17 protein-coding genes are annotated in these 13370 nt (G+C 70.1%); 10 read left to right on the top strand and 7 right to left on the bottom strand.

The window, feature by feature from the left end:
• Positions 1 to 24 precede the first annotated feature (24 nt).
• Positions 25 to 744, top strand: a complete 720-nt coding sequence (locus ACYQ78_RS12990) for an alpha/beta fold hydrolase (RefSeq protein ID WP_459801049.1) — start codon at positions 25 to 27, stop codon at positions 742 to 744.
• 111 nt (positions 745 to 855) lie between these two features.
• Entirely contained in the window at positions 856 to 1644 is a 789-nt protein-coding gene (locus ACYQ78_RS12985; RefSeq protein ID WP_459801048.1) for an alpha/beta hydrolase, read from the top strand.
• A gap of 48 nt (positions 1645 to 1692) precedes the next feature.
• Here the strand turns inward: ACYQ78_RS12985 and ACYQ78_RS12980 are convergent, their stop codons facing one another.
• Positions 1693 to 2067, bottom strand: a complete 375-nt coding sequence (locus ACYQ78_RS12980; RefSeq protein WP_459801047.1) for a DoxX family protein — start codon at positions 2065 to 2067, stop codon at positions 1693 to 1695.
• 77 nt (positions 2068 to 2144) lie between these two features.
• On the opposite strand from ACYQ78_RS12980, the gene ACYQ78_RS12975 reads away from it, so the two are divergent.
• The 3 genes from ACYQ78_RS12975 (at position 2145) to ACYQ78_RS12965 (ending at position 4869) form a co-directional block, all read left to right on the top strand.
• On the top strand, positions 2145 to 2621 hold the full coding sequence (locus ACYQ78_RS12975; RefSeq protein WP_459801046.1) for a MarR family winged helix-turn-helix transcriptional regulator: 477 nt from the start codon (positions 2145 to 2147) through the stop codon (positions 2619 to 2621).
• A gap of 9 nt (positions 2622 to 2630) precedes the next feature.
• Positions 2631 to 3491, top strand: a complete 861-nt coding sequence (locus tag ACYQ78_RS12970; protein ID WP_459801045.1) for a dioxygenase family protein — start codon at positions 2631 to 2633, stop codon at positions 3489 to 3491.
• Between the two features lie 106 nt (positions 3492 to 3597).
• Positions 3598 to 4869 carry a C40 family peptidase gene (locus ACYQ78_RS12965; protein WP_459801044.1) on the top strand — a complete coding sequence of 424 codons (1272 nt, stop codon included), beginning with the start codon at positions 3598 to 3600 and terminating at the stop codon, positions 4867 to 4869.
• Here the strand turns inward: ACYQ78_RS12965 and ACYQ78_RS12960 are convergent.
• A complete protein-coding gene (locus ACYQ78_RS12960) occupies positions 4854 to 5240 on the bottom strand; it encodes a DUF2255 family protein (RefSeq protein ID WP_459801043.1) in 387 nt (128 codons plus the stop codon). The genes ACYQ78_RS12965 and ACYQ78_RS12960 overlap by 16 nt on opposite strands.
• A gap of 56 nt (positions 5241 to 5296) precedes the next feature.
• The gene (locus ACYQ78_RS12955) at positions 5297 to 5584 is read right to left on the bottom strand and encodes a hypothetical protein (protein WP_459801042.1); all 288 of its coding nucleotides are present in this window, start codon (positions 5582 to 5584) and stop codon (positions 5297 to 5299) included.
• Positions 5585 to 5793: 209 nt separating this feature from the next.
• On the opposite strand from ACYQ78_RS12955, the gene ACYQ78_RS12950 reads away from it, so the two are divergent.
• Together ACYQ78_RS12950 and ACYQ78_RS12945 are read left to right on the top strand one after the other, a co-directional pair.
• Positions 5794 to 7047, top strand: coding sequence for a cytochrome P450 (locus tag ACYQ78_RS12950; RefSeq protein ID WP_459801041.1), 1254 nt, complete (start codon positions 5794 to 5796; stop codon positions 7045 to 7047).
• A 35-nt stretch (positions 7048 to 7082) separates the two neighbouring features.
• Positions 7083 to 7430 carry a DUF1330 domain-containing protein gene (locus tag ACYQ78_RS12945; protein ID WP_459801040.1) on the top strand — a complete coding sequence of 116 codons (348 nt, stop codon included), beginning with the start codon at positions 7083 to 7085 and terminating at the stop codon, positions 7428 to 7430.
• 3 nt (positions 7431 to 7433) lie between these two features.
• Here ACYQ78_RS12945 and ACYQ78_RS12940 read toward each other — a convergent pair whose 3' ends face one another.
• The gene (locus ACYQ78_RS12940) at positions 7434 to 7925 is read right to left on the bottom strand and encodes a DinB family protein (RefSeq protein ID WP_459801039.1); all 492 of its coding nucleotides are present in this window, start codon (positions 7923 to 7925) and stop codon (positions 7434 to 7436) included.
• Between the two features lie 5 nt (positions 7926 to 7930).
• Positions 7931 to 8401 (bottom strand): ribonuclease E activity regulator RraA, encoded by a 471-nt coding sequence (gene rraA / locus ACYQ78_RS12935; RefSeq protein WP_459801038.1) that lies wholly within the window; start codon positions 8399 to 8401, stop codon positions 7931 to 7933.
• Positions 8402 to 8541: 140 nt separating this feature from the next.
• Between rraA and ACYQ78_RS12930 the strand changes: the two genes are divergently transcribed.
• Positions 8542 to 8883 (top strand): hypothetical protein, encoded by a 342-nt coding sequence (locus ACYQ78_RS12930; protein WP_459801037.1) that lies wholly within the window; start codon positions 8542 to 8544, stop codon positions 8881 to 8883.
• A complete protein-coding gene (locus tag ACYQ78_RS12925; RefSeq protein ID WP_459801036.1) occupies positions 8880 to 9161 on the top strand; it encodes a hypothetical protein in 282 nt (93 codons plus the stop codon). Before ACYQ78_RS12930 ends, ACYQ78_RS12925 begins: the two co-directional genes overlap by 4 nt.
• Positions 9162 to 9422: 261 nt before the next feature.
• Here ACYQ78_RS12925 and ACYQ78_RS12920 read toward each other — a convergent pair whose 3' ends face one another.
• Positions 9423 to 10553 carry a cytochrome P450 gene (locus ACYQ78_RS12920; RefSeq protein ID WP_459801035.1) on the bottom strand — a complete coding sequence of 377 codons (1131 nt, stop codon included), beginning with the start codon at positions 10551 to 10553 and terminating at the stop codon, positions 9423 to 9425.
• Between the two features lie 93 nt (positions 10554 to 10646).
• Here ACYQ78_RS12920 and ACYQ78_RS12915 point away from each other — a divergent pair, with 93 nt between their 5' ends.
• The gene (locus ACYQ78_RS12915) at positions 10647 to 11591 is read left to right on the top strand and encodes a TetR/AcrR family transcriptional regulator (protein ID WP_459801034.1); all 945 of its coding nucleotides are present in this window, start codon (positions 10647 to 10649) and stop codon (positions 11589 to 11591) included.
• A gap of 279 nt (positions 11592 to 11870) precedes the next feature.
• On the opposite strand, the gene ACYQ78_RS12910 is transcribed toward ACYQ78_RS12915, so the two are convergent.
• Entirely contained in the window at positions 11871 to 13370 is a 1500-nt protein-coding gene (locus tag ACYQ78_RS12910; RefSeq protein WP_459801033.1) for a tripartite tricarboxylate transporter permease, read from the bottom strand.

The raw sequence follows: 13370 nt of genomic DNA, 5'->3' as shown, positions 1-13370 counted from the left end.
TCCTGGCTACAAGTGGATTCCGGCGTGCGCCTCTTCTATGAGGACTTCGGCGAGGGGGAGCCGGTCGTCCTGATCCACGGCTGGCCCCTGTCGCACCGTTTCTGGGAGGCCCAGACCGGGCCGTTCGTGGCGGCGGGGAAGCGGGTGATCGCGTACGACCGGAGGGGGTTCGGCCGCTCGTCGCAGCCCTGGACCGGCTACGACCTGGCGACGTTCACCGCCGATCTGGCCCGGCTGATCGACGCGCTCGGGCTCGACCGGGTGTCGCTGGTCGGCTTCTCGACCGGCGCCGCCGAGGCCGTGCGGTACACCGCCGAGTCGGCGAAGGTGTGCAGGCTGGTGCTGGCGAGCCCGGTGCTGTTCCCCGACCCGCTCGCCGCCGACCTGCACACCGCCGCGACGCGGCACCGCCTGCCGATGCTCGACGACGTGCTGCTGCGCATGTTCGCCGTGGACGGGGAGCAGGCGCTCGACGAGCAGACCCGCCGCTACCTGCTGAGACAGGCCGCCGAGGCGTCGCCGAAGGGCACCGCCGACTCGCTGCTGGCGTGGTCGGACGCCGATCCGGAGCCCGACCTGAAACGGGTCGGCGCGCCGACCCTGGTGGTGGCGGGGGAGGCCGACGCCTTCGTCCCGGCCCGGGTGCCCGGAGTGACCCCGCTGGTCATCGCCGAGGCCCCGCACGGGGCTCCGCTCACCCATGGCGAGCAGTGGAACGAGCAGGTGCTGGCCTTTCTGGCGTGACCACCCGCCGATTGTCCCATCAGTACGCGGATGCAGTCATCTGACAGATTCCACCGGAAAAGTCCCGGCCTAACTTTTGAAGTGTCACCTCGACCGAAAGGGAGCCCCGAAATGGCCACCATCGTCCTCATCCACGGATTCTGGGTCACGCCTCGTTCCTGGGAGAACTGGGTCACTCACTACGAGAAGCAGGGCCACCGCGTACTGGCCCCGGGCTACCCCGGTTTCGAGGTCGAGGTGGAGGCCCTGCGCGCCGACCCGACGCCGATCGTCGACCTGCGCGTCCCGCAGATCATCGAGAAGTTGGAGAAGGTCATCGCCGACCTGGACGAGAAGCCCGTCCTCATCGGCCACTCGGCCGGCGGCGCGTTCACCCAGATCCTGCTCGACCACGGCTACGGCGCGGCCGGTGTCGCGCTCAACTCCGCTCCGACCGAGGGCGTGAAGGTCGTCCCGCTGAGCCAGGTGAAGTCGACCTTCCCGGTGCTGAAGAGCCCGGCCAACCACCACAAGGCCGTCCCGATCGAGTACGACCAGTGGCGCTACGCCTTCACCAACACCTTCCCCGAAGACGAGTCGCGCGCCCTCTACGAGCGCTACTCCATCCCCGTCTCGGGCCGCATCCTGTGGGACAGCGTGCTGGCCAACTTCCAGCCCGGCAAGCAGGCCATCGCGGTCGACTACGCCAACGACGACCGGGCCCCGCTGCTGTTCGTCTCGGGCAGCGAAGACCACATCATGCCCCCGGTCATCCAGGCCTCCAACGCCAAGCACTACACGTCCGACACCATCACCGAGGTCAAGGTGTACGACGGCTACCCCCACCTCCTGCCCGCCGCCCCCGGCTGGGAGGAGATCGCCGACCACGTCCTCGACTGGGCGCTCAAGCACGCCAAGTAAGGCCGACGACGAAGGCCCGGCTCACCGCCGGGCCTTCGGCATGTCGGCTTACAGCGGGTAGGGCCCGAAGCGTCCCCACGCCACGAACGCCGACAGCACCAGCAGCACGATCGCCGGAGCGGCCTGCGGGATCTCGCTGCGCCGCACGTGCACGATCACCGCGCCCAGCATGGCGATGGCCAGGCCGGTCGCCGCGAGCGGCACGAGGACCGGGGCGATCCCGGTCACCCCAGGGAGGATCAGGCCGAGCGCGCCGACGGCCTCGATGGCGCCGATCGCCTTGACCTGGCTCGCCGAGAAGTCCTCCGTCCACGCCAGGCCCGATTTGGCCAGCTCTTCCTTCGGACGGCCGATCTTCATCGCGCCGGCGCCGAGGAAGGCGACGGTCAGGAGGGCCGTGACGACCCAGAGGACTGTGTTCATGGGGGTTCCTTTGTGACTTGAAGATTCAACCGCAACCTAGCCCTCATTAACTTGAAGCGTCAAGTAAAGTGAACGGCATGGAAGACCAGCCGCAGTGGCTCACCGACGAGGAGATGGAGGCCTGGCTCGCCCTGGTCAGCATGCTGATCAAGCTCCCCCAGGCCCTCGAAGGCCAGCTCCAGCGCGACGCCGGGATCAGCCACTTCGAATACCAGGTGCTCGCGGGCCTCTCGATGAGCCCCGGCCGCACCATCCGGATGAGCGAGCTGGCCCAGCTCGCCGACGGCTCGCTCTCGCGGCTCTCCCACGTCGTCAGCCGCCTGGAGAAACGCGGCTGGGTCAGGCGCTGCACCGACCCGGGCGACGGCCGCTACACGCTGGCCGTGCTGACCGACGACGGCTGGCGGAAGGTCGTCGAGACGGCCCCCGGCCACGTGGCCACCGTGCGCGAATGCGTCATCGACCCACTCACCAAAGCCCAGATCCGCCAGTTGCGTGACATCGGCCGCCGGATCACCGAAGCCGCCGACCCCGACGGCACCTGCCCCGGCTGAAGGAGCCCCATGTCCATCTTCGACCCGTCGGTCCCGGCCGGCGCCTACGACGCGTTCCTCGCCGAGAACCTGGACGAAGCGCGTACCCACCGCTCGTGGACCCCCGGCGACGGCCCGCTGCCCGCGCTCTACCTCAGCCACGGCGCGCCCCCGCTGTTCGACGACGGCCCGTGGATCAGCGAGCTGCACGCCTGGGCCCGCGCCCTGCCCAAACCCAAGAGCATCCTGATCGTCTCGGCCCACTGGGAGACCGCGCCGGTCGCGCTGTCCGCGACCGCGGCGAACACCCCGCTGGTGTACGACTTCGGCGGCTTCCACCCCCGCTACTACGCCCTGCGCTACCCCACCCCCGACGCCGGTGAGCTGGCCTCCCGGGTCGAGTCGATGCTGCCCGAGCAGGTGTTCCGGCACCCGAGCCGGGGCCTCGACCACGGTGCGTGGGTGCCGCTGATGGCGATGTATCCGCTGGGGGACGTCCCGGTGGTCCAGATGAGCCTGCCGACCCAAAACCCGGCGCGGTTGCTCGACCTCGGCGCCAGGTTGGCGGAGCTGCGGGCCGAGGGCGTGCTGGTCATCGGGTCGGGGTTCATGACCCACGGGCTGCCGTTCATGACCCGCGACATGCTCAACGGGCGGGTGCCCGGCTGGTCGGCCGACTTCGACGCGTGGGCCGCCGACGCCCTGGCCAGGCAGGACGTCGACCTGCTCGCCGACTACCAGGCGAAGGCGCCGGGCATGCCCTACGCCCACCCGACCGCCGACCACTTCATCCCGCTGTTCGTGACACTCGGCGCGGGCGGCCCGGCGGTGACGACCGTCATCGACGGCTACATGATCGGGTTCGCCCGGAGGTCGTTTCAGACGACCTGAAAAGCGGGATCAGGGTCAGACGTGGGAGGAGCTCGGCGGGTTCCCTCTTATGCCCATTGTCACTAGCGACCCGTGAGGCCGGTGATGTCCCGGCATGCTCCGCTTCATGCGAAGGATCGTGCTCGCCTGCCTGATGTTCGTGGCGCTGCTGTCGGCCCCGGCCCCCGCCACCGCCGCGCCGCCGGACGACTGCCTGCCCGGCCAGATCGCCGCCATCGCCTCACTCGACGGCGGCTACTGGCTGGCCGGCACCGACGGCCGGGTGCACGCCTTCGGCACCGCGAAACTCTTCGGCTCCCCGGGCAAACCGGTGGTCACCATCGAGGCGACGGCGTCCGGCAACGGCTACTGGCTCGCCGCCGCCGACGGCACGATCTGGGCGTACGGCGACGCCAAGGTTTCCCGTGAAACCCCGCCGAAGCTGACCTCACCGGTGGTGGGCGCGACCCGTACGGAAACGGGCCTCTGGCTGACCACCGCCGACGGCACCGTGATCGCCCCTGACGGCGCCGTCACGGCCCGCAAGCGCGCCACCGTCGACATCGTCGCCACCACGACGGGCAAGGGCTACTGGCTCGTCGCCGCCGACGGCACCCTTCGCGCGTACGGAGACGCGAAGGCCGCGGGTCCCGTCGCGGACCTGAAGGCCGCCATCGTCTCCGCGACCGCAGTGGGCCCTGGCCTGGTGCTGGCCGGCGCCGACGGTTCGGTGTTCGCCCTGGCCGGAGCCACCTTCCACGGCTCGGCCGCCCCGCTGCGGCTCACCGAGCCCGTCATCGGCGTGACCGCCGCGACCGCCGACGGCTACACCCTCGCGGTGGGCGACGGCGCCGTCTACACGTTCGGCACCGACGGCTTCATGGGCAACGCCGTCACCAGCGCCGACGACTGCACCCCGCCCGACCCGGCCCCCGGCTCGGAGATCGTGAAGATCGCCACCGCCATCAAAGACGGCCTGACCATGCCCGGCTGGCCCGGCGGCTCCGTCCCCTACGCGTGGGGCGGCGGCCACGGCTCGGCGCCCGGCCCGTCGTACGGCACCTGCAACTGGTACACCGGACCGCAGCCCTGCCGCGCCAACGTGACGTTCGGCGTCGACTGCTCGGGCTTCGCCCGCTGGGTCTACCACCTGGCCTACGGCCGCGACGTCCTCGGCGGCGAGAACACCAACGGCCAGCTCAGAAAACTGACCAGGTCGGCCACGGGCCGCCCTGGCGACCTGGTCTTCTACGGCAGAAGCGCCTCGGACACCCGCCACGTGGCCGTCTTCATCGGCGACGGCAAGATCATCAACGCCCTGCGCACGGGCACGGTCATCCGCGTCGACTCCATCGACGTGAGCAAGGACCGTCTGCCCGGCTTCTACCGCGTGGCCTGACGCGGCACCAGCCGGAGCGTCGTCCGCTTCGCGGGCCCGGCGACCATCGGATCGACGTAGCGGGCGTCCTGCTCGCGATACTTCAGCCGGTAGGCGAGGTCGACGTCCTCGTTGATCTGGTCGTCGGCCACCCGCACGAACCTGACGTCCCTGCCGACACCACCGGCGGTGATGTGCCCCTCGTTGAGGATCCCGGCGGCGGTGAACCAGCGGCTGTTCTCGCCCTTCCAGGAGCGGACGTACAGGTCGTCGTCGCGGCGCACGACCCAGATGGTGACGGGCTCGAGCAGGCTGCCGTCGGCCAGCCGAGGCGCGATCTCCAGCTCCTCGGCGGAACCGATGGCCGAGAGCTCGTCGTGGGTCCATGTCATGACTTCATGCTCCGTGCCGGTACACCGCGAACGCCGCAGGCTCGCCGGGCCGTGCGTCAGCCGTGCCGGATCCGCTGGAGCGTCTTCCCGTTCGCGTCGGTGAAGACGAGCGTCACCGATACGGCGTCGTCAGGGACGCGCACGGCCCAGACGCCGAGCTCCGGCCCGGCCTCGCGCGCGACGCCTCCGGTGACGGTGCGCCCGTCCCGGGTGATCACGGTGAGCCCGTGGACCGCGTTTCCCGCGATGCCGTAGAAGATCTTGTTGCCGGTGTCCCGGAGTCCGTGCACGTCGATGAGCGTGCGCATCTCCCTGGCGGTGGCGTCGGGATAGAGCCTGCGCAACTGCTGGACGGTCAGAAAGGTCCGGGACTGCGGGCGCGCGAACTCCTTGGCGGTGAGGGGAGGAAAAACGGCACAGGTGCCGCCCCGCGTCAGAGGAGATGCGTCGAGCCCGCCGCGGGTTGCATCGGTGATCCGTGACAGGAACGACGGCCGCTTGCCGTGATTCTTTCGGCTTGTCCGCGTTCCTTCGCGTGATGAACGTGGATGCCGTGAATGCCTACAAAGACACACTGACCTTGGGTTTCCGGAACGGTGTCGTCAACCTGCTCGCCGCGACCGGTGACCCGATCGCCGCACTCTTACAAGGCTCGCCGGAGGCCGACACGTACGGGCTCATGGAGAGGGTCCGGGCCAAGGGGCCCGTGGTGCGGTCTCGGGTCGGGCTGAACATGGTCACGTCCAGGGCCCTCTGCGAGGAGGTCCTGCGCGATCGCCGGTTCAACACGCGCGACGCGAAGGGCCGTCCCGCCTCCTACGATCCGCTGCTCGTCGGGTCGCCGATGAACGGGTCGTTCATCGAACTCGACCCGCCCGACCACACGCGGCTGCGCCGCATCGCCGCGCCCAACTTCCGCCCGCAGGCCATCCGGGCCAGGGAAGACCAGGTCAGAGCCGTCGCCGACCGGCTGCTCGACCGGCTCGAAGGGAAGACCGAGTTCGACCTGATGCGCGACTTCGCCGCGCCGTTCCCCATCGCCGTCATCAGCGAACTGTTCGGGATCGAGGGGGTCGACCACGAGAGGTTCACCGAGATGGGCACCCTGGTCGGCGGGACCCTCGCGGGCGTCCGCACCGCCGAGCAGGCGGCCGGCCTCCGCCGCGCCTCCCGCGACCTGACCACGCTGTTCGCGGGGCTCCTCGCCGAGCGCCGTCGCGCGCCCAAGGACGACCTGCTGAGCGCGCTCGCCAACGCCCAGGACGACGAGGTGATGACGGCCGAGGAGGCGGTCAAGACGTGCTGCCTGCTGCTGATCGCGGGCTTCGAGACGACCGTGAACCTCATCGGCAACGGCGTCGCCGCCCTGATGTCGAGCGGTCAGTGGGACCGGCTGCGCGACGATCCGTCGCTGGCCGAACGTGTGGTCGAAGAAACGCTGCGATACGACTCCCCGGTGCAGGGCGCCATCCGCCATGTCAACGAGAATCTCGTTCTAGGTGGACGTGACCTCCCGAAGGGCTCGATCGTGGTGACGCTCATCGCGGCGGCCAACCGCGATCCCGGCGTCTACCGCGACCCCGACCGCTTCGACCTCGACCGGACGGGCGAGCCCGACCACCTGTCGTTCGGCGGCGGGATCCACTACTGCCTCGGGGCGCCGCTGGCCAGACTCGAAGGACGGGTCGCCTTCGAGGCCCTGGCCAAGCGGTTCCCCCGGATCGCGGCGGCGCCGGGGGCGAAGCGGCGGGAGGGCATGGTGATCCGGGGCTACCGGTCCCTGCCCGTCCGCTTACCCGTCAGGTAATCGATCTCGGCGCGTTCGCTTGTCACGATGTCCTCATGACCGCCTACGGAATCGCCCACCTGCGAGAGGCCACCCCCCACCCCGAGATCGCCGAGTACATCGAGCGCATCTCCGCCACCTTCGAACCGTTCGGTGGACGCTTCCTCGTCCACGCCGCGCAGCACGAGGTGAAGGAGGGCGCCTGGCCGGGACACGTCGTCGTCATCGCCTTCCCCGGGATGGCCGAGGCGCGCGAATGGTGGGACTCGCCCGCCTACCGGGAGATCGCGCCCCTGCGGTCGCGGCACATCGACGGCGACCTCATCCTGGTCCCAGGCGTCCCCGACGGCTACGACCCGGCCGCCACCGCGAAGGCGATGCGGGCGGCGCTGCCCGCTGAATAGGGCTCAGCCCATCGTTTTCTGGCCGTCGATCGTCTCGCGGAGGATGTCGGCGTGGCCCGAGTGCTGGGCGATCTCCGCGATGAGGTGGGTGAACGCCCGGCGGGCCGAGCGGGTCGCCCCCGGCGGGAACCACGGGGCGCGCGGGAGTTCGTGGACCTGGTTCAGGTCGACGGTGCGGACGACCTCGTCGGTCGCGCCGGCCGTGCCCTCCCAGATGGCGAGTAGGTCGTCGAGCGTTTCGTCCTCGTCCATGAGGAACTGGCCCTGCCAGTCGACCTGGACGGCCTGCATCGCGGGGGCGCCGCCCACCGCGAACCTGGTCCAGCCCGCCTCCATCAGGGCGACGTGCTTGACGATGCCGCCGAGGCACAGGTCGCTGGCGGTCGGCCGCAGGCGGGCCTGTTCGTCGGTCAGGCCGTCGACGGTGCGGCGGAGGAAGCGGCGCTGGGCGGCGAGGGATTCGAGAAGGTCGGCGCGTTCCTGGTCGTTGGTCATGGGGGTCACCTTCCTCGGGTGGTCACAAGGATGCCGTCGTCGTCGCTGTAAAGCGTGGCGCCGGGATGGAACAGGGCGCCGCCGATGACGACGGCGACGTCCCGCGTACCGAGGCCGTGTTTGTGGCTCTTGCGGGGGTTGCTCCCCAGGGCCTTGATGCCGAGGTCGATGGTGGACAGGGCGACGACGTCGCGGACGGCGCCGTTGATCACGACGCCCGCCCAGCCGTTGGCGGCGGCCGTGCCGGCGATCACGTCGCCCATCAGGGCGGCCTCCAGCGAACCGGCGCCGTCGACGACCAGGACCCGGCCGTCGCCGGGTTCTTCGAGGACCGACTTGAGCAGCACGTTGTCCTCGTGGCAGCGGACCGTGGTGATGAGACCGTGAAAGGCGCGGCGGGAGCCGTACTGACGAAACTGGAGGCTGCACGACTGCAGGGCCTCGCCGTGCTCGTCGTAGAGGTCGGCGGTGGACATGCGCTCGATCTTCGTCGCACCATGGTCCGCTTAAGAGCGCGGCACGCCGTCACCTTTGGTGATCGGCTGGTCACTATGGTGTTGGGGTGAGGTTCTCTGTACGGGCTCTCGTGGCCCTCGCTGCCGGATGTTGCCTGGCGTTGAACGCGCCCGCGGCCTGGGCCGATTCCGAGCCGTCGAGCCTGTCGCGGCTCGTGGGGGCCGACCTCGGCTCGGTGATCGGGCTGGTGCCGAGCCTGCTGTGCGGGAACCGGCTGATCAACTACAACTCGCCGTCGATCGACTCCCCGACGACCTGCGTCAACGGTCCCGTCGCGAGCGGAAACTCGGTCGACAGCGGCAACTACACCAACGAGGGAAACCCGGTGAACAGCGGAAACTTCGCCAACACCAACGGGTCGACCGGCAGCAGCAATCAGGCCAACAGCGGCAACATGGCCGGCACCCGGCAGCAGACCCAGATCAGGGAGCGGGCCAAATGATGATCATCGCAGCGCTGGCGCTCGCCCCGATCATGGTGACCGGGATCGGGCCCGGCGGAGCCTCGGCCGCCATCACCAGCGTCAACAAGAGCGGCGGCACCACCAACACCGGCAACAGCTACGACAGCGGGAACTACCGCAACCTCTCGAACGCCAAGAACAGCGGCAACTTCTCGAATGCCAACGGCGCGGTCAACAGCGTGAACTCGTCCGTCAGCTCCAACAACGCCGGGGGCCGACAGAAGATCGTCGTGATCGGCGGCAAACGCAAACGCTGAGCGACTCGGACACGCCGACGGGCAGAAGTGGCGCGCGCCCAACAACAAGACGGCGCCCGTCGGCGGCGCGTCCACAACGAGACGGTGCCTATCGGTGGCGCGTCCACAACAAAGACGGTGCCTGTCGGTGGCGCGTGCACAGCGAGACGGTGCCTGTCGGTGGCGCGTCCACAGCGAGACGGCCCCGGTTGGCGGCGCGGTTGCGGCGACACCGGTGCTCGCGGGCGTGGTGCCACAGCAAGACGGTGTCCCTCGGCGGCGCTACAGCGAGACCGGTAGTGAGGTCAGGCGGTAGGTGCCCGGGTCGGGCGCTCGGAGGGTCGCCGGGTCGGCGGTCAGTTTCGGGTCGCGCCTGAGGAGTTCGGTCAGGGCGACCTGGGTGGTGACGCGGGCGATCGCGGCGCCGACGCAGAAGTGCGGGCCGTGGCTGAAGCCCAGATGGGGGGCCCGCTCCCGGGTGACGTCGAGGACCTCGGGGTCGTCGAACACCCTCGGATCATGGTTGGCGCCGACGATCGCGCAGGTCACCGCCGTTCCGGCGGCGAGGTCGGTGCCGCACAGGGTCAGGTCCTCACGTGCGTAGCGGGGGATCGACAGCATCGTCGGGCTGCAGAAGCGCATGAGTTCCTCGACCGCCTGGGGCATCAACTCCGGCCGTTCGCGGAGCAGGGCCAGTTGTGCCGGGTGGGTGAGCAGGGCCACGACCGCGTTGGCGATGAGGTTCGTGGGGGTCTGACCGGCCATGACCAGGTGCCAGACCATGGTCACGAGCTCCTCGTCGGTCAGTTCCGAGGCCACCAGGTCGGTCAGCAGGTCGTCGCCCGGTTCGGCGCGCCGCCGGGCCACCGCCGCCTTCGCGCCCGCGATGATGCCCGGGACCGCCGCCGCGAAATCCGCGCCACCGCCCCCGGCCACGGTCGCGCCGTAGGTGCGCCAGGTCTCTCGGTCCTCCTCCGGTACGCCGACGAGTGCGCAGATGACGTCCATCGGCAGCGGGCGGGTGAAGGCGGGGATGAGGTCGATGTCGCCGTCGACGGGGTCGAGCAGGGCGGCGACGATCTCGGTGATCCGGGCGCGGAACGCCTCGGCCCGGCGCGGGGTGAAGGCGGGCGCGGCGGCCTTGCGCAGGCGGGCGTGCTCGGCGCCGTTCATCTCGGACATGGTCCGCATGTACGGAAGACAGTCGGCCGGTACGTCCGGCCGGGTGAAACTCTCCGACCTGATCTCCAACCGGGGGTCGCTCAGCGCCGCGCGGCTGTCGTCGTAGCCGGTGACCACGATCCAGTCGGCGATGCCGGGCAGCCGGAGGCGCGCGAGGGGGCCGGACTCTCTGGCCCGGCCGTACACGCCGAACGGGTCGCCCATGGTGGCGGCCAGGTCGATCTCGTCCATCAGCCATCCGGATGTTTGTGGCATTCAAATGATGAGAACATCTGGATGGCGACGCTATCCTGGGCCGAGTCGATCCGGCAAGGCGGAGGCGAAATGGCTCGGCTGTCCCGTGCGGAGCACCAGCGGCTCACCCGCGAGAGGGTGCTCGCCGCCGCGCGTGAGGAATTCCTGCTGTACGGCTTCCGCGACGCGAAGATCGACACGATCGCCGAGCGGGCCGAGCTCACCCGGGGCGCGGTCTACTCCAACTTCCCCGGCAAACGCGCGCTCTACTTCGCGGCCCTGGCCGCCGAACGCCCCGTGGTGAACGTGCCCCCGGCGACCACCAGGGCCGAGGCACTCCACGGGTTCGCGCGTGCCTGGCTGGCCGGGGTTCCGATCGGCTCCGACCCCTGGCTGGGCCGCGACCTGCTGCCCGAGGTCATGGCCGACGAGTTCACCCGCAAGCCGTTCGGCCAGCTCGTCAGGTTGAGCGCGATCCTGCTCGGCCTCGGTCTGGAGCGGCTCGAACCGGGTGCGGGCCGACAGGTGCGCATCGCCGAACAGGCCCTCACGATCCTGCACGGCGCCGGTCAGCTCGCCGCCCACGCCGACCTGTTCGACGTGGTCCGGGCCTGCGAACACCTGGCCACCCTCGACCTGAACGACTCGTGGCCGCCACCCCATCTGGCGTTCGCGCCGAAGGTCGCGAGAGTCGACGAACCGGCGGGCGACCTGCCCGAGGGGGTCGTGGTGACGCTGTCGACGCACCGGCTGCCCGCGGTCGAGGAAGCGATCAGGGCCACGTCCGACGACGTGACCCTGATCGTGGCGGCGGGCGACGAACTGGCGCTACTGGCCCGGCTCGTCATCGGCGACACCCTGAACCACCTGGAGCCGCTCCAGGTGGCACCGCCTTTGAAGGTGGTCTACGGGGTGGAGGGTACGGACACGACGGAGACGGCCGTCCGGGTGACGGACGGCCGCATCGTGGCCAGGGCCGAGGGTTTCGGCGCCTGCCACGCCGTCGCATCCCATCCGGTACGCCCCCTACGGTGATCTTCACGCGGTGAACGCCCGGACGTCGTGGCCCACCCGCCCTGGGTGGGATCAGGTTGCCGTACACGACCGACGTTTTCGCCGAGCCGTCCACGTCCTGTGGACAAGGACCCACCCGCCCCGGGGCCGGGCCAGGTTCGCTGGTCCGGCCGACGCTCTCGTCTGTCGTCCGCGCCGTGGGGATGAGCGCGCGGACGCCCGGGGATCAAGGGCCCTCCCGCCCTTGGGTGGGGGTCAGGTTTCCCGGTGTGGTCGTCCACACCCTGTGGAAAACCGGGTTCAGTTCTGGGCCGCCTCCTGCTTCCGCCGGGACAGCAGCCGGCGCGCGAGGGGGGCGGCCAGGATCAGAACCGACAACGTCAGCAGGATGGCCGCGATAGGGCTGGTGACCAGCACCGTCGCGTCTCCGGCGCCGATGGCCAGGGCACGCCGGAGCTGGATCTCGGCCATCGGTCCCAGGATCAACCCGATCACGGCGGGCGCCAGCGGCAGCCCGAACCGCCGCATCGCGAACCCGATCAGCCCGAGGATGTAGAGGACCACCAGGTCCACCCACGAGGCGTTCAGCGCGTACACACCCAAGGCGGCGAACAGCAGGATGCCCGAGTAGAGGTAGGGCCGGGGGATGTGCAGCACCTTCGCCCACAGCGGGGCGAGTGGCAGGTTCAGCACCAGCAGCATCGCGTTCCCCACGAACAGGGAGGCGATCATGCCCCAGACCAGCGCCGGGTTGTGGTCGAAGAGCTGAGGTCCGGGCTGGAGGCCGTACTGCTGGAAGGCGGCGAGCAGGATCGCCGCCGTCGCCGAGGTCGGCAGGCCCAGGGTCAGCAGCGGCACCAGGGTCCCGGCCGCCGAGGCGTTGTTGGCCGCCTCAGGTCCGGCCACGCCCTCGATCGCGCCTTCGCCGAACTCGCGTCCTTTGGCCAGGCGCTTCTCGATCGAGTACGACAGGAACGTCGGGATCTCCGCGCCGCCACCGGGCAGGGCGCCGAACGGGAAACCGAGCCCCGTCCCCCGCAGCCACGGCTTCCACGAGCGCGCCCAGTCGGACCGGCCCATGAACGCGCGCCCCACCGGGATCACCTCGGGCGTGCCGTGCCGGAGCCGGGAGGCGACGTACAGGACCTCACCGAGGGCGAACAGGCCCACGGCGACCACGACGACGTCGATGCCGTCGAGCAGCTGCGGGATGCCCAACGTTAGGCGCGCTTGTCCGGTCTGCTGGTCGATGCCGATCAGGCCGATGACCAGGCCGATTCCCAGCGAGGCCAGGCCCCGGACCACCGACCGCGACAGCACCGACGACACCGCCGTGAAGGCCAGGATCGCGAGCGCGAAGTAGTCCTCGGGGCCGAAGGAGATCGCGAAGTCGACCACGATGGGGGCGGCGACGACCAGGAGGCCGGTCGCGATCGTACCGGCGACGAAAGAACCGATCGCCGCCGTGGCCAGCGCCTGTGCGGCGCGGCCCCGGCGGGCCATCTTGTTGCCTTCGAGAGCCGTGATCATGGACGAGCTCTCGCCCGGCGTGTTCAGCAGGATCGACGTGGTCGAACCGCCGTACATGCCGCCGTAGTAGATCCCGGCGAACATGATGAACGCGCTGGCCGGAGGCACGTTGAAGGTGATCGGCAGGAGCAGTGCCACGGTCATGGCGGGGCCGATGCCGGGGAGCACGCCCACAAGGGTGCCGAGGGTGACGCCGACGAGGGCGTACAGGAGATTGACCGGGGTGAGCGCGGTCGCGAAACCGTCGAGGAGGAGGCCGAGCGAGTCCAC

The sequence above is a fragment of the Herbidospora sp. RD11066 genome, from assembly GCF_054661255.1.
This window is presented reverse-complemented; position numbering and strand designations above follow the sequence as displayed.